12 protein-coding genes are annotated in these 15,435 nt (G+C 70.3%); 11 read left to right on the top strand and 1 reads right to left on the bottom strand.

From position 1 onward, the window contains the following. The first annotated feature begins 85 nt into the window (after positions 1 to 85). The gene (locus ACS5RC_RS17400) at positions 86 to 2,287 is read left to right on the top strand and encodes a 3-hydroxyacyl-CoA dehydrogenase NAD-binding domain-containing protein (protein ID WP_478345156.1); all 2,202 of its coding nucleotides are present in this window, start codon (positions 86 to 88) and stop codon (positions 2,285 to 2,287) included. A gap of 6 nt (positions 2,288 to 2,293) precedes the next feature. Here the strand turns inward: ACS5RC_RS17400 and ACS5RC_RS17395 are convergent, their stop codons facing one another. Further along, complete coding sequence (locus ACS5RC_RS17395) at positions 2,294 to 3,169, bottom strand: 3'-5' exonuclease (protein WP_478345155.1); 876 nt, start codon at positions 3,167 to 3,169, stop codon at positions 2,294 to 2,296. Between the two features lie 228 nt (positions 3,170 to 3,397). Here ACS5RC_RS17395 and ACS5RC_RS17390 point away from each other — a divergent pair, with 228 nt between their 5' ends. The 10 genes from ACS5RC_RS17390 to ACS5RC_RS17345 all read left to right on the top strand — a co-directional run bounded on the left by ACS5RC_RS17390 (position 3,398) and on the right by ACS5RC_RS17345 (position 15,416). After that, positions 3,398 to 4,327 (top strand): AEC family transporter, encoded by a 930-nt coding sequence (locus ACS5RC_RS17390; RefSeq protein ID WP_478345154.1) that lies wholly within the window; start codon positions 3,398 to 3,400, stop codon positions 4,325 to 4,327. Positions 4,328 to 4,586: 259 nt separating this feature from the next. Continuing rightward, a complete protein-coding gene (gene rseP, locus ACS5RC_RS17385; protein ID WP_478345153.1) occupies positions 4,587 to 5,744 on the top strand; it encodes an RIP metalloprotease RseP in 1,158 nt (385 codons plus the stop codon). A gap of 455 nt (positions 5,745 to 6,199) precedes the next feature. Continuing rightward, the gene (gene bamA, locus ACS5RC_RS17380; RefSeq protein ID WP_478345152.1) at positions 6,200 to 8,764 is read left to right on the top strand and encodes an outer membrane protein assembly factor BamA; all 2,565 of its coding nucleotides are present in this window, start codon (positions 6,200 to 6,202) and stop codon (positions 8,762 to 8,764) included. Between the two features lie 51 nt (positions 8,765 to 8,815). Then, on the top strand, positions 8,816 to 9,877 hold the full coding sequence (gene lpxD / locus ACS5RC_RS17375; RefSeq protein ID WP_478345151.1) for a UDP-3-O-(3-hydroxymyristoyl)glucosamine N-acyltransferase: 1,062 nt from the start codon (positions 8,816 to 8,818) through the stop codon (positions 9,875 to 9,877). Between the two features lie 139 nt (positions 9,878 to 10,016). Then, positions 10,017 to 10,481, top strand: coding sequence for a 3-hydroxyacyl-ACP dehydratase FabZ (gene fabZ, locus ACS5RC_RS17370; protein ID WP_478345150.1), 465 nt, complete (start codon positions 10,017 to 10,019; stop codon positions 10,479 to 10,481). After that, the gene (gene lpxA / locus ACS5RC_RS17365; RefSeq protein WP_478345149.1) at positions 10,478 to 11,296 is read left to right on the top strand and encodes an acyl-ACP--UDP-N-acetylglucosamine O-acyltransferase; all 819 of its coding nucleotides are present in this window, start codon (positions 10,478 to 10,480) and stop codon (positions 11,294 to 11,296) included. The genes fabZ and lpxA overlap by 4 nt, the downstream gene beginning before the upstream one ends. A 34-nt stretch (positions 11,297 to 11,330) precedes the next feature. Beyond that, complete coding sequence (locus ACS5RC_RS17360; RefSeq protein ID WP_478345148.1) at positions 11,331 to 12,182, top strand: LpxI family protein; 852 nt, start codon at positions 11,331 to 11,333, stop codon at positions 12,180 to 12,182. Then, the gene (gene lpxB, locus ACS5RC_RS17355; protein ID WP_478345147.1) at positions 12,179 to 13,360 is read left to right on the top strand and encodes a lipid-A-disaccharide synthase; all 1,182 of its coding nucleotides are present in this window, start codon (positions 12,179 to 12,181) and stop codon (positions 13,358 to 13,360) included. Before ACS5RC_RS17360 ends, lpxB begins: the two co-directional genes overlap by 4 nt. A 54-nt stretch (positions 13,361 to 13,414) precedes the next feature. Continuing rightward, on the top strand, positions 13,415 to 14,629 hold the full coding sequence (locus tag ACS5RC_RS17350; protein ID WP_478345146.1) for an MFS transporter: 1,215 nt from the start codon (positions 13,415 to 13,417) through the stop codon (positions 14,627 to 14,629). Positions 14,630 to 14,645: 16 nt separating this feature from the next. Continuing rightward, complete coding sequence (locus ACS5RC_RS17345; RefSeq protein ID WP_478345145.1) at positions 14,646 to 15,416, top strand: class I SAM-dependent methyltransferase; 771 nt, start codon at positions 14,646 to 14,648, stop codon at positions 15,414 to 15,416. Positions 15,417 to 15,435 lie beyond the last annotated feature (19 nt).

Raw genomic sequence — 15,435 nt, 5'->3', positions numbered from 1 at the left:
CGTCGGCCGGCGCGGGCGCCGGGCAGGCTTCCCGAATCCCCAACGCGCCGGCCCCCGGCGTCCCTCCAAGCCGCGAGGACCTGAGATGGACCTGACACATTTCCGCTTCGAGACCGATGCCGACGGCGTCGCGCTGGCGACCTGGGACATGCCGGGCCGCTCCATGAACGTCATCACCGAAGAGGTGATGGACGAGCTGGAGCGGATCATCGAGACGGTGGCGGGGGACGCCGCGATCAAGGGGTGCGTCATCGCCTCGGGCAAGGACAACTTCTCGGGCGGCGCCGACCTGACGATGCTTCAGGGTCTCGGGCGGGAATTCGAGACCCTGAAGGCCAGCGCGGGCGAGGAGGCGGCCATGCGCCACTTCTTCGAGGGCTCGCGCCGGCTCAGCCTCCTGTTCCGGCGGCTTGAGACCTGCGGCAAGCCCTTCGCGGCCGCCATTTCCGGGATCTGCCTCGGCGGTGCCTTCGAGCTCGCGCTCGCCTGCCATCACCGGGTGGCCTCCGACGACGATAAGACGCGCGTCGGCCTGCCCGAGATCAAGGTCGGCCTGTTCCCGGGCGGCGGCGGCACCCAGCGGGTGGCGCGCCTGATGCAGACGGGCGACGCCCTGCAGATGCTGTTCAAGGGCGAGCAGATCCGCCCGTTGATGGCCCGGAACATGGGCCTTGTCCACGCGGTGGCGCCCAAGGCCGAGATCGTCGCGATCGCCAAGGCCTGGATCCTGGGCGGCGGCTCGGCCGTGGCGCCCTGGGACGTGCCAAAGTTCAAGGCCCCCTCGGGTAAGGTCTACTCGCCGGCCGGCATGATGATCTGGCCTCCCGCGAACGCGATCTACCGGCGCGAGACGCACGACAACTATCCGGCCGCGAAGGCGATCCTGGCTTCCGTCTACGAGGGCCTGCAGCTGCCCATGGACCTCGCCCTGAAGGTCGAGAGCCGGTACTTCGCGATGATCCTGCGCACCAAGGAAGCGCAGGCGATGATCCGCACGCTGTTCATCTCGATGGGCGAGCTGAACAAGGGTGCCCGCCGCCCGAAGGACGTGCCGGCCTCCGAGCTGAAGCGAGTCGGCGTGATCGGCGCGGGCTTCATGGGCGCGGGCGTCGCCTACGTCACGGCCAATGCCGGGCTCGAGGTGGTGCTGATCGACCAGTCGGTCGAGGCGGCCGAGAAGGGCAAGGCCTATGCCCACAAGCTCGTCACCGGCCAGATCAACAAGGGCCGCGCCAAGACGGCCGACCGCGACGCGCTCCTCGCCCGCATCCGGACCTCGGCGGACTATGCCGACCTCGCCGAGTGCGATCTGGTGATCGAGGCGGTGTTCGAGGATCCGAAGGTGAAGGCCGAGGTGATCGCCAAGGTCGAGGCCGCGATCCGTCCCGACGCGATCTTCGCCTCCAACACCTCCACCCTGCCCATCACCGGTCTCGCCGAGACGTCGCGGCGGCCCGAGCAGTTCGTGGGCATCCATTTCTTCTCGCCCGTCGAGAAGATGATGCTCGTGGAGATCATCAAGGGTGCGGCCACCGGGGACCGGGCGCTCGCCGTCGCCCTCGACTACGTCCGCGCCGTCAAGAAGACCCCGATCGTCGTCAACGACGCGCGCGGCTTCTTCGCCAATCGCTGCGTCGGCGCCTACATCCTCGAAGGGCACAAGATGCTGCTGGAGGGCGTGCCGCCCGCGATGATCGAGAATGCCGGCCGGCAAGCCGGCATGCCGGTGGGCCCGCTCTCCCTCAACGATGAGGTGGCACTCGATCTCGGTCTCAAGATCGCCCGGGCCACCGAGGCGCAACTCGGCCCGGACGCTGTCGATCCCGGCCAGAAGAAGCTGCTCGTCGATCTCGTCGAGGGCGAGGGTCGGCTCGGTCGTAAGAATAAGAAGGGCTTCTACGATTATCCCGAGGGCGCTCCGAAGCGCCTCTGGCCGGGCCTGAAGGCGATGCAGCCGAGCCATCTCGATCCCGAGAGCGTCGATCTCGCCGAGCTGAAGCACCGCCTGCTCGTCGTGCAGGCCCTCGAGGCCGCCCGGACGGTCGGGGAGGGGGTGATCACCGATCCCCGCGAGGCCGACGTCGGCTCGATCCTCGGCTTCGGCTTCGCGCCGTTCACCGGGGGAGCGCTGTCCTACATCGACTTCATGGGCGCGGCGGCCTTCGTGGAGCTCGCCCGCTCGCTCGAGGCCAAGCACGGCCCGCGCTTCGCGGTGCCCGACAACCTCGCGGCGATGGCACGAGAGGGCGGCACCTTCTACGGCGCGGCCCGCAAGCAGGCGGCCTGAGGGAGCTCAGGGCGCGGCGGAGCCCGACTCCGCCGCGGCCAGGGCGCGACAGACCAGCGCCACGTCGGCGATGTTCTCCGACAGCAGATCGGTGATGTCGCCGACGGCGAGCGCCTTGACGTGGCGGCAGCGCATCCCGTGGCGGCCGGCCATGCAGGTGCAGCGCAGATGCGCGACGCCGCCCCGGTCCTCGAGCGTGACGTCGTAACGGTTGCCCGTGCTGCCGCGCATGGTGAAGCGCAGCGGCGCCGGTCCTGACGGGCGCAGCGCCCGGATTGCCCGCCCGCTCACCGGTCCCGGGGCCGGGCGCGGCGGGGAGGGTGGGCCGCCCGCCACCCGGGTCACCGGCAGGTCGATCCGTCGACACAGATCCGCGAGATCGGCGGACCCGGTCTCGCGCATCGCCGCGAGCGCGATCTCGGCGCAGGCATAGGCGTCCTCGCCCGCGTCGTGATGCGCGAAGCGGATGCCGAGCCGGCCCGCCACCTTCGACAAGCCGCAGCCTGCCGGGTCCGGAAAGACGCGGCGCGCCACCTGGACGGTGCAGAGATAGGTGAGCGGGGGCACGGCCTCGCCGCAGGCCTGGAGCGAGGCGCGCAGCACGCCGATATCGAAGCTGGCATTGTGGGCGAGGATCAACCCGCCCGCGAGATCCGGCATGAAGTCCGCCATCACCGCCGCGAAGCTCGGCTTGTCGGCCACGTCCGCCGGCAGGATGCCGTGGACCCGGATGTTGCCGGGCGAGAAGCGCAGTTCCGGCGGCCGGATCAGGCGCGATTCCCGCCGCACCACCCGGCCTCCGGCGATCCAGGCGAGGCCCACCGCGCAGGCGCTGTCGCGCCGCTCGTTGGCCGTCTCGAAGTCGATCGCGACGATGCTCATGGAAGACGTATGCACGGGACCGATGCGACGCGGCAGGGCCGCGTCGCCGCAGAGAGGCTGCGGCCGGGATCTCGCACGCGATCGGGGCCGGAATCGGGCTGGCCCGATATCGCACCGGGTCGGACGGCCCATGCGCGCGGCACACGGTGTGCCGCGTCGCGGACGTGATATGCGGCCGGTCACGACCTGCCGTCGCCGACGGTAGCCCCCCGTTCTGCCGGAAGCGCCTTGAACGCCGTCACGATCATCCTGCCGATCTTCGGGATCATCCTGATCGGCTGGGCCGCAGCGGTGATGGGTCTCCTGTCCGAGCGCGTGAGCGACGGGCTCTCCGAATACGTCTTCGCCATCGCCGTGCCGGCGCTGATTATCGGCACCCTGACCCGGCCGGGCCTGGAGGGCGAGATCGCGTGGTCCTACTGGATCTCGTATTTCGGCGGGGCCGGCCTGTCCTGGCTGGCCGGCTCGCTGATCGCCCTGCGGCGCGCCGGCATCGGGCGGCAGGGCGCCATCCTGCACGGCTTCGCGGCGAGCCAATCCAACACGATCTTCGTCGGCGTGCCGATGATCCTGCAGGCCTATGGCGAGGAGGGCGCCTTCCCACTCTTCCTGCTGCTCGCCGTCCATCTGCCGGTGATGATGGGCTTCGCCACCTTCCTGATCGAGGCCGAAGCGGGTCGCTCGCTCCTGGCGCGCCTGCGCGGCCTCATCTTGGTTCTCCTGAAGAACCCGATCTTCGTGGCCCTGCTGATCGGCATGGGGCTGAAGCTCCTGCGGATCGCACCGGGCGGCCCGCTCAAGGCGATCCTCGACGCCTTCGCGGCGACCGCCTCGACCTGTGCCCTCGTGGCTCTCGGCGCCGGGCTGCGGCGGTACCGCGTGCTGTTCGATCTGCCCGGCGCGCTCGCCGTCGCCCTGCTGAAGACGGTGCTGCACCCGCTGGCCGTCTGGCTGCTGGCCTTTCACGTGTTCGCGATGCCGCCGGCCTACGCGGGCGTCGCGACCCTGTTCGCCGCGATGCCGGTGGGCATCAACGCCTATCTCCTGGCCGTGCGCTACAGGACGGAGACCGGGCTGGTCGCGGCGTCCGTCTTGGTCTCCACCCTGATCGCGCCGGCCACGACGCTCGCATGGCTCGCGATCCTGGGGCGCGCCTGAGGCCGGACCGATCGAGCACTTGCGGGCGTCCGGCTTACGGATCGTAAGCCATCGTCCGAACCGCGCGCGGCTCGGCATGGGGAGAGCGGGCAGAGCGGGCGCGGTCGACTCGCCTTCGCCCCGGGTGCGTGCGACGCTGACGTTCCCTCGCCGCGGTTTGCGTTGGCTCCGGCCCATGCCGATCTGCTAGAGGGGCGCCCGAACGGCCGGGCCGCAATCCCGTCGCGCTGGCCCTGGGCGCTGTGTTGAGGATCGACGCATGGATTTCCTGAACGCGATGGGAGGGACCGCCTCCGGCTTCTTCGGCGCGGTAATTCCGTTCCTGTTCGTGCTCACCATCGTGGTCTTCGTCCACGAGATGGGCCACTTTCTGGTCGGACGCTGGTGTGGGGTCGGCGTCCACGCCTTCTCGATCGGTTTCGGGCCGGAGCTCTTCGGCTTCAACGACCGCAAGGGCACCCGGTGGAAGCTCTGCGCCATCCCGCTCGGCGGCTACGTGAAGTTCCACGGCGACGCCAACGGCGCCAGCGTGCCCGACGCCGAGACGGTGGCCCGAATGAGCCCGCAGGAGCGGGCGACGAGCTTCCCGACCCAGCCCGTGGCCAAGCGCGCGGCGATCGTCGCGGCCGGCCCGATCGCGAACTTCATTCTCGCCATCCTGCTGTTCGGCGGGGCGATCTGGCTCGGCGGCCGCTACGAACTGCCCGCCCGCGTCTCGTCGGTGGAGCCGAACAGCGCCGCCGCGCAGGCCGGATTCGAGCCGGGTGACCTGATCAAGGCCATCGACGGCGAGCCGGTGCGGGACTTCAACGCGATGTACCGCATCGTCACCGGCAGCGCCGGTACCCCGCTGGTCTTCACCATCGAGCGGGCCGGAGAGGAGCGCCAGCTCACCGCGACCCCGCAGATCCACGAGGACAAGACGCCGTTCGGCCGCCACCGCGTCGGACGCCTCGGCATCCGCTCGCCGAACGGTTCCGAGGCCAAGCTCGTGGAGTACGGCCCGCTCGCGTCGCTCAAGCTCGGCGTGCACGAGACCTACTTTGTGGTCGAGCGCACCTTCTCCTACCTCGGCAAGCTCGCCACGGGCCGTGAATCCGCCGACCAGCTCTCCGGACCGATCGGTATCGCGCGCGTGTCGGGCGAGGTCGCCAAGACCGGCGGCGTCGGCGGGCTCGTCGGGCTGATCGCGCTGCTCTCGGTCTCGATCGGCCTGCTCAACCTGTTCCCGGTTCCGCTGCTCGACGGCGGGCACCTGCTCTTCTACGCCTGCGAGGTGGTGCGCGGGCGCCCGCTGAGCGAACGGGCGCAGGAGATCGGCTTCCGGATCGGCCTTGCCCTCGTGCTGATGCTGATGCTGTTCGCCGCCTGGAACGATATCCTCAACCTCGGCGCCTCCTGGGGCCGCAACACCTGAGGAGCGCCACCGCGCAGGCCGGCAGGGGCCAGTTCGGCACGCGCGCCGAGTCCGGCGGGCCGGCGCGCGCGGCGCTGCCTCCGGCTCGCCCCGGGCTTGCCGCAATCCCGCCCCTTTCCGATCCGGACGACGCCGGCAGCGCGGGCGTCGGGGCAGCCGCCCGGAATGCTGAAGAAACCGTTTCGGCAATTGCGCAGGCCGCCGGAAAACGCTTTTCGGGTCGGTATTTACCTGTGGTTTACCCTGTTGCGAGAACGTCGCCGCGGCAGCCCGCGCGTTAAGTGGCGCTAAGGCCACGACCCCGCAAATTCCCCCCTGGGCGCCCTCCGGCGACGTTTGCTTGGCAGGGGATTCCCGCTAAGAGCTACGCTTGGACCAGGTGACGGGATGGCCGGCCAACGGCTGCCTGTGGCGGGTGCGAACCCGCTCCGAAAGCAACACAGACGGGCGATTACATGATGTCGATGACGGGGAAGCGCCGGCGTGAGTCGGTGAAGCGGACCATCGTCCTAGTCGCCGCAGCGACGGGGGCCATGATGGTCACCGCAGCCCAGGCCCAGCAGATCGTCGTTCAGGGCAACAGCCGCGTCGACTCCGACACCATCCGCTCCTACGTCACCGGCACCGCGTCGGGCTCCGCCGAGGAGGCAAGGCGCAACCTGCTCGCAAGCGGCATGTTCTCGGACGTGAAGGTCGCCCAGAGCGGCGGCCGCACGGTGGTGACGGTGCGCGAGAACAACCTGATCAACCGCGTGGTGTTCGAAGGAAACAAGAAGGTCGAGTCCGCGACGCTCGAAGCCCAGGTCGAGGCGAAGGCCCGCGGCGGCTTCAGCGAGGCGATCGTCAAGGCCGACCTCGCGCGCATCAAGGAGATCTACCGGCGGGCCGGGCGCGGCACGGCCAAGGTCACCTACCGGACCGTTGATCTTCCGAACGGCCGCATCGACGTGATCTATCAGATCGATGAAGGCGACAAGACCGGCATCGTCTCGATCAATTTCGTGGGCAACAGCGCCTATTCGGAGCGGACCCTCCGGGGCCTGATGTCGTCCTCGGAAATGAATTTTCTGAGCTTCATCAAGACGTCCGACGTCTATGATCCCGACCGGATCTCGAACGATCTCGATCTCGTCCGGCGCTACTACCTCCGCAACGGCTATGCCGATTTCCGCGTCGTGAACGCCGATGCCCGCTACGTCGAGAGCGCCGACGACAAATCGGGCTGGGTCATCACGATCACGGTCGAGGAAGGCGAGCAGTACCGCGTCGGCGCGGTCGCAATCGATTCGCGCCTGCCGGGCGTCGACAAGCAGGCCCTCGACAACGAGGTCCGCGCCACGGTGGGCGACGTCTACAACGCCGAGGACGTGGAGAAGACGCTGACCGGCGTGACCACCCAGGTGAACCGCCAGGGCTTCCCCTTCGCTCAGGTGCGCCCCACCGGCCAGCGCGACCGTGCGACCCATCAGGTCTCGCTCGGCTTCGTGGTCGAGGACGGCCCCCGCGTCTACGTCGAGCGCATCAACGTCCGCGGCAACACCCGCACCCGCGACTACGTCATCCGGCGCGAGCTCGATATCGCCGAGGGCGATGCCTACAACCGCGTCCTGACCGACCGCGCCGAGCGCCGCCTGAACGGGCTGGGCTTCTTCAAGAAGGTCCGCTTCTCGAACGAGCCGGGTTCGGCTCCTGACCGCGTCGTCATCAACATCGATGTCGAGGATCAGCCCACGGGTTCGTTCTCGGTGGCAGGCGGCTACTCCACCCAGGACGGCATCATCGGCGAGGTCTCGGTCTCCGAGTCGAACTTCCTCGGTCGTGGCCAGTACGTCCGCCTCGCCGGCACCGGCGGCCAGTACTCGCGCGGTGTCGACTTCTCGTTCACCGAGCCGTACTTCCTCGGCTACCGCCTCGCGGCCGGCTTCGACGCCTTCTACAAGTACAGCGACCTGACCCGGTACTCGCGCTACGAGACCACGGTGTATGGCGGCCAGCTGCGCCTCGGCCTACCGATCACCGAGGAGTTCGGCGTGACGCTGCGCTACTCGCTCTACAACACCGAGCTCAAGGTCCCGAACACCCTCAAGCGGCCCTACAACGACTGCTCGGCGCCGATCCCGGGCTTCACGCCGCAATACCCGGCGGGTACCGTGCTGAACGGTCGGAACGTCGGCGGCCTCGCGATCTACCCGGATTGCGCCTACAACGGCGAGGCATCCATCGCCCTCAAGGGATCGCAAGGCAACACGCTTACGTCGCTCGCGGGCCTGACGCTCGCCTACTCGACCCTCGACGTGATCGGCTCGCCGAGGAACGGCTTCTACGCTGAGCTGAAGCCCGATGTGGCCGGCCTCGGCGGCGACTCAAAGTTCTTCCGCATCACCGGCGAGGCGCGTTACTACAAGGAACTGTTCGAGGACGTCGTCGGCTTCGTCCGGTTCCAGGGTGGACACGTCCAGGCCCTCGACGGCAATCCGCTGCGCGTCACCGACCAGTTCTTCCTCGGACCGTCGCTCGTCCGCGGTTTCGCCCCGAACGGCATCGGGCCGCGCGACGTCGGAACCAGCGACTCCCGTTCGAACGCCATCGGCGGCTCGACCTACGTGGGCGGTACGGCCGAGGTGCAGTTCCCGATCTGGGGCATCCCGCGCGATCTCGGCCTGAAGGGCGCGGTCTTCGCCGACGCCGGAACCCTGTTCGGCTATCACGGCCGCCGCAACTTCGACGTCAACGGCGACGGCTTCATCAACGGCGTCTCGCCCCAGGGCGCCTGTAACTTCAACACCTTCAGCCTCGGCGTGGAGCCGGAGTGCGTGAACGTCCGCGACAAGGCGACGATCCGCTCCTCGATCGGCGCCTCGATCCTCTGGAACTCGCCGCTCGGCCCGATCCGGTTCGACTACGCCTACGCCCTGACCAAGGACGAGGGTGAGAAGGTCTACGTCAACGGCCTCTATGCCGGCCGCGTGGGCAAGGATCAGATCCAGGCCTTCCGCTTCTCCGGCGGCTCGCGGTTCTGAGTCGAAACGTCGCGCGCCGCCCGGATCACCTCGGGCGGCGCGTTGCCTGACATGTCAGAGCCCCGCTTCTTCATCGCGCAGACCCCGCTCAGCCTCGGCGCCATCGCCGAGGCTGCCGGCGTCTCGCTGCCGGCCGATGCCGACCCGGCCCGCGCGGTCATGGGCGCCGCGCCACTCGACCGCGCCGGCCCCGACGATCTCGCCTACATGGACAACGCCCGCTACGGCGACGCTCTGGCGGAGACCCGCGCGGGCGTCTGCTTGGTCTCGCCGCGCTTCGCCGCGCGGGTGCCGGCCGGCACGGTGGCCCTCGTCCTGCGCGATCCCTACCGCGCCTACGCCACGCTCCTCGGCCGCCTGCATCCGGACGCGCTCCGCCCCGGCTCGCAGTTCGGCGGCCAGGGGATCGCGCCCGGCGCCCATGTCCACCCGGACGCGCGGCTGGAGGACGGCGTCACCGTCGATCCGGGCGCCGTGGTCGGTCCCGGCGTCGAGATCGGCTCCGGCACCGTGATCGGCCCGAACGCCGTGATCGGGCCCGGCTGCCGGATCGGGCGGGATTGCGCCATCGGGGCCTCGGCGAGCCTGAGCCATACCTTGATAGGAAACCGGGTCATCGTGCATCCGGGTGCCCGCATCGGTCAGGACGGATTCGGCTTCGCCATGGGGGTGACGCACCTCAAGGTCCCGCAAATCGGGCGCGTCATCGTGCAGGACGACGTCGAGATCGGTGCCAACACCACGATCGACCGGGGCGCCAGCCGCGACACCGTGGTGGGCGAGGGCACCAAGATCGATAACCTCGTGCAGATCGCCCACAACGTCGTGATCGGCCGCCACTGCGTGATCGTGTCGGGCGTCGGCATCTCGGGCTCGACCACGCTGCAGGATTACGTGGTGCTCGGCGGACAGGTCGGCGTCGTCGGCCACCTGACCATCGGGCGCGGCGCGCAGATCGCCGGCTCCTCGAACGTCAACCGTGACGTCCCACCCGGCAGCCGCTGGGGCGGCACGCCGGCCAAGCCCGTGCGCCAGTGGTTCCGGGAACTGACCACCCTGGCCCGCTTGGCCGAGCGCTCGGGCCGCGACGAACCCGGCGATTCCGCGACCTGAGAGACACGCGGGGCTGCGCGCTCTCACCGCATGGCGCCTCGGCGCTTGCCTTGACCGGCCGTTTCGTCCGAAACACCGCCCGATCAGGGTGGATGACGCCGGCCGCAGCGACGGGCGCGGAAGCAGGGTGACGAGGTCGATGACGGAGACGGTGCAGGAACTCGGCGCGGCCGACATCCAGACGGTGCTGGAGTTGCTCCCGCACCGCTATCCCTTCCTGATGATCGACAAGATCATCGAGATCGATCGTGACGAGAGCTGCATCGGCATCAAGAACGTCACCGCGAACGAGCCGCAATTCACCGGCCACTTCCCCGACATGCCGGTGTTCCCGGGCGTGCTGCTGATCGAGGGCATGGCCCAGACGGCCGGGGCGATCTGCTGCCGCCATATCCGGACCGAGTCCGTGAAGACCAAGCAGGTCTTCTTCATGACGATCGACAAGTGCAAGTTCCGCAAGCCCGTGGTGCCGGGCGACCAGGTGCGCTTCCACATGAAGAAGCTCAACCAGCGCAAGACGATGTGGTGGTTCCGCGGTGAGGCCCGCGTCGACGGCGTATTGGTGGCCGAGGCGGAGATCGGTGCCATGCTGGTGACCTCGTGAGCGCGCCCCTCGTCCACCCGAGCGCCATCGTCGAGGCGGGCGCCGAGATCGGGGACGGCGCGCGGATCGGGCCGTTCTGCCATGTCGGTCCCCACGCGGTGATCGGCGTCGATTGCGAGCTGGTGAGCCACGCGGTGGTGGCCGGGCGCACCACGATCGGCGCGCGCACCAAGATCTATCCCTTTGCCTCGATCGGGCACCCGCCGCAGGACCTGAAATACAAGGGTGAGGAGACCACCCTGACGATCGGCAGCGATTGCCTGATCCGCGAGGGCGTGACCATGAATCCCGGCACCGCGGGCGGCGGCGCCGAGACGGTGGTGGGTGACGGCTGCACCTTCCTGGCCAACTCCCATGTCGGCCATGACTGCCGGGTCGGCTCGAACGTGATCTTCTCCAACAACGTGATGCTCGCCGGCCATTGCAGCGTCGGCGACTACGCGATTCTCGGGGGCGGCGCGGCGGTGATCCAGTTCGCACGCGTCGGCGCGCACGCCTTCGTGGGCGGGCTCTCGGGGCTCGAGAACGACTGCATCCCGTACGGCATGGTGCTCGGCAACCGGGCCTATCTGTCGGGCCTCAACATCATCGGCCTGCAGCGCCGCGGCTTCGCCCGCGAGGACATTCACGCGCTGCGCCGCGCCTACCGGCTGCTCTTCGCGCCGGAAGGCACGCTGATGGAGCGGGTCGAGGACGTGGCGGAGGAGTTCGCCGCGCATCCGGCCGTGCGCGAGATCCTCGATTTCATCCGCCTCGGCGGGAAGCGCTCGATCTGCACGCCCCGCGAGTCGCCCGCCGCGGTGAGCGCCGCCTGACGTGGGCGACGGCCCATCCCTCGGGGATGCGGGGGTGCGCCTCGTCCTCGTCGCAGGGGCGGGGCGCCTGCCCGAACTCGTGGCCGACTCGCTCGCGCGGGGCGGTCGCGCCTTCAAGATCCTGGCCCTGCGCGGCTTCACCGACCGGCCTCTGCGCGGGCGCGCCGACGCCACCGTCGATCTCCTCGATATCGGTGCGACGCTCGCCCTGCTGAAGGCCTGGGGGCCGGCCCTGGTGGTGCCGGCGGGCGGCGTCTCGCGGCCGAGCCCAGCGGCCCTTCTCAACGCCGGCGCCGCGCTGCGCAACCGCGCGGCGCTGCGTGCCCTGGCGAACGGGGGAGACGACAGGCTGCTGCGGGGCGCCCTCGCGCTTCTCGAGGAGAACGGGCATCGGGTGCTCGGGGTGCACGAAGCCGCACCTGACCTTCTCAGTCCCGTGGGCCGTCTCGGGCGGCACGGGCCGGACGCCGAGTCGGTGTCCGCGATCCGCACCGGCCGGGCGCTGCTCGCCGCACTCTCGCCTTTCGATGTCGGGCAGGCGGCGGTCGCCGCGGGCGACCGCATCCTCGCGGTGGAGGGGCCGGAAGGCACCGACCGCATGCTCGCCCGGGCGCGCGCGATCAATCGCCGGCCGGTGGGCCGCGGCCGGCCCGCGCCCGGGACGGTCTTGGTGAAGCTCGCCAAGCAGGGGCAGGATCTGCGCATCGACCTGCCGGCGATCGGTCCGCGCACCGTGCGCAACGCCGCGCTCGCCGGCTGCGCCGGCCTCGCGATCGAGGCCGGCGGCACCCTGGTCATCGACCGTGCCGAGACGGTGGCGGAGGCCGACCGGCGCGGTCTGTTCCTGATCGGACTCGACCCGAACGCTGCGGAGGCAGGCCCGTGAAGATCTGGCTGGTGGCGGGCGAGGATTCGGGCGACCAGCTCGGCGCGAAGCTGATCCGGGCCCTGCGGCAGGCCGCGCCCGAGCCGCCGGTCTTCGGCGGCGTGGGCGGCGAGGCGATGAGTGCGGAAGGCTTCCGCTCGCTCTTTCCCCTCGATGACGTCGCGGTGATGGGCTACCTCCCCGTGCTCGCCCGCGCCCGCACCCTGCTCCGCCGGATTCGTGAGACCGTCGACGACGTGGTCGCGGCGCGGCCCGAGGTGCTGGTGATCATCGACAGTCCGGGCTTCACCCACGCGGTGGCCGGCCGGGTGCGCAAGCGCCTGCCGAGCCTGCCCATCGTCGATTACGTCTCGCCGAGCGTCTGGGCCTGGCGCCCCTGGCGGGCGAAGGGCATGCGCGCCTTCATCGACCATGTTCTGGCGCTGCTGCCCTTCGAGCCGGAGGCGCATCGCCGTCTCGGAGGACCGGCCTGTACCTATGTCGGCCATCCCTTGATCGAGCGCCTGGACGAGCTCCGGCCCAGTCCAGTGGACGCGCTGGCGCGCGAGGCCGCGCCGTTCACCCTCGCGGTGCTGCCGGGCTCACGCCGCTCCGAGATCGAGCGTCTGATGCCGGTCTTCGGCGAGACGCTGGCGCGGATGGGGGATGCGGTCCCGTTCGAGGCGGTGCTGCCGGCGGTCACCCGGCACCGTGCGCTGATCGAGCGCCACGTGTCCGGATGGCGGGTTCCGGTACGGATCGTCTCCGGAGAAGCCGAGAAATACGCCGCCTTCCGGCGGGCCCGCGCGGCTCTGGCGGCGTCCGGCACCGTTACTCTCGAGCTGGCGCTCGCGGGCGTGCCGATGGTGGTGGCCTACCGCGTCTCGCGGATCGAGGAGGTGGTCGCGCGGCGCCTGATCCAGGTTCCGACCATCGTGCTGCCGAACCTGATCCTGGCCGAGAACGCCATGCCGGAGTTCATCCAGGCCGACTGCACCGCCGCCAATCTCGCGGGTGCGCTCGACCCCCTGCTCGTCGGCGGCGGCGCTCGCGACGCGCAGGTCGCCGCGCTGGCGCGCATCGACGGGCTGATGCGGCTCCCCGGCGGCGAGATGCCGAGCCAGAGCGCGGCCCGGATCGTCCTGCGGGCCGCTGACGAAAGGGCCGCGCTCCCCGCAGCGGGCGCCCGCAATCGTTGACGCCGGCCTCGCCCCCGGCGCAACACCGCAACCGTGGCGGGAACGGGCGAGATCATGGACGAGGGCGACGATCGGCTGATCCGGACCGGGACGCCGGCCTTCCGCAGGACAACCGTCGCGCTGGCGGCGGCCGGCTTCTCGACCTTCGCGGTGCTCTACGGGGTGCAGCCGCTGCTGCCGATCTACGCCGAGGATTTCGGGGTCTCGCCGGCCGAGAGCAGCCTCGCCCTGTCGCTGCCCTGCGCCCTGCTCGCGGTCTCGCTCCTGGTGGTGAGCCCGCTCTCCGAGGTCTGGGGCCGCAAGCCCGTCATGCTGATCTCGCTCTTCGCCTCGGCGATCCTGACGATCGTCGCCGTGCTGGTGCCGAGCTGGCACGGCTTCCTCGCATTGCGCGCGCTGACCGGCATCGCCGCGAGCGGATTGCCCGCGGTGGCGATGGCCTATCTCAGCGAGGAAATGGACGGGCGGGCGATCGGGCTCTCGATGGGTCTCCTCGTCGGCGGCAACGCCCTGGGGGGCATGGTCGGCCGCCTGATCGCGGGCGTGATCGCCGACCACGCCTCGTGGCGCCTCGGGCTCGGGGTCATCGGCGTGCTGGCGCTGCTGGCGGCGATCGCGTTCTGGCGGGCTCTGCCGCCGGCCCGAAGCTTCACGGCGCGCCGGCTGGCGTGGCGCGAGGTGCCGGGCACGTTCGGGCAGCACTTCCGCGATGCGGGGCTGCCCTGGCTCTTCGCCGAAGCCTTCCTGCTGATGGGCGGCTTCGTCTGCGTGTACAACTATATCGGCTTCCGTCTGCTGGAGCCGCCCTTCTCCCTCAGCCAGACGGCGATCGGGGCGATCTTCGTGGTCTATCTTGCGGGCACGGCGAGCTCGACCGTGACGGGCGAGATCGCGAGCCGGCTGGGGCGGCGCAAGGTGCTGTGGCTCGCGATCCTGGTCGGGCTCGCCGGCATCCTGATGACGCTGTCGGACAACCTCCTCGTGGTGATCGGCGGCATCGTCACGGTGACGGTGGGGTTCTTCGGGGCGCATTCGGTCGCGAGCAGCTGGATCGGGCGGCGGGCGCTGCGCGACCGGGCCCAGGCCTCTTCCGTCTACCTCTGCCTGTACTATCTCGGATCCTCTGTGCTCGGCACCACAGGCGGCTGGGCCTTCGCCCATGCGGGCTGGCCCGGCGTCGTCGCTTTCGTGGGCGGGCTCTACGTCGTGGCGCTCGGCGTGGCGATCCGCCTGTCGCGGCTTCCGCCGCTCCCCCGCGCCGCGCCCTGACGAGAAGGGATCCCCCATGACCGGAACGACCGCGCGCAGCCACGTCACCCACGTGGCCGATCAGTTCGGGCCCCAGGCCGCCGCCTATGTGGCGAGCGCCGTTCACGCCACGGGCGAAGACCTCCAGCGGATCGCCGCGGTGATCGGCGGGCTTCCCGCGCCCCGGGTGCTCGATCTCGGGTGCGGCGGCGGACACGTCGCCTTCGCGGCGGCGCCGCACGCGGCGATCGTCACCGCCTGCGATCTCTCCTCCGACATGCTCGGGGCCGTCGCGGCCGAAGCCGCGCGCCGGGGCTTCGCCAACATCGAGACGCGCGAGGGCGCGGCCGAAGCGCTGCCGTTCCCCGATGCCACCTTCGACGCGGTGGCCACGCGCTTCAGCGCCCACCATTGGCGCGACGTGCGGGCGGGACTGGCCGAGGCCCGGCGGGTCTGCCGGCCGGGCGCGCCCTTCCTCGTCGCCGACATCGTGGGCCCGGAGGATCCGCTCCTCGACACCCATCTGCAGGCGGTAGAATTGCTGCGCGATCCCTCTCACGTGCGCGACTACACGCCCTCGCAGTGGCGCGCGCTGCTCGCCGAGGCCGAGTTCGCGATCGAGGCCGAGACGCCGACACGCCTGCGCATGGACTTCGGGACGTGGATCGCCCGGATGCGCACGCCGCCAAAGCTGGAGGCGGCGATCCGCGCGCTTCAGGCCATCGCACCGGACGAGGTGCGGCGGCATTTCGCGATCGAGCCGGACGGCAGCTTCTGGCTCGACGCTGTGCTGATCGAGGCGCGCTGAGGCGAGGCGCCTGCCGGTC

It is taken from the genome of Methylobacterium sp. HJ2 (genome assembly GCF_056431005.1).
Note: the sequence above shows the minus strand (reverse complement) of the source record. Positions and strands in the feature narration are given on the sequence as shown.

Bases quoted from the DNA above. Each gene is read 5' to 3' on its own strand.
- ACS5RC_RS17400 (WP_478345156.1), top strand. From the start codon at position 86: ATGGACCTGACACATTTCCGCTTCGAGACCGATGCCGACGGCGTCGCG.
- ACS5RC_RS17395 (WP_478345155.1), bottom strand. From the start codon at position 3,169: ATGAGCATCGTCGCGATCGACTTCGAGACGGCCAACGAGCGGCGCGAC.
- rseP (WP_478345153.1), top strand. From the start codon at position 4,587: ATGGATTTCCTGAACGCGATGGGAGGGACCGCCTCCGGCTTCTTCGGC.
- bamA (WP_478345152.1), top strand. From the start codon at position 6,200: ATGATGTCGATGACGGGGAAGCGCCGGCGTGAGTCGGTGAAGCGGACC.
- lpxD (WP_478345151.1), top strand. From the start codon at position 8,816: ATGTCAGAGCCCCGCTTCTTCATCGCGCAGACCCCGCTCAGCCTCGGC.
- fabZ (WP_478345150.1), top strand. From the start codon at position 10,017: ATGACGGAGACGGTGCAGGAACTCGGCGCGGCCGACATCCAGACGGTG.
- ACS5RC_RS17350 (WP_478345146.1), top strand. From the start codon at position 13,415: ATGGACGAGGGCGACGATCGGCTGATCCGGACCGGGACGCCGGCCTTC.
- ACS5RC_RS17345 (WP_478345145.1), top strand. From the start codon at position 14,646: ATGACCGGAACGACCGCGCGCAGCCACGTCACCCACGTGGCCGATCAG.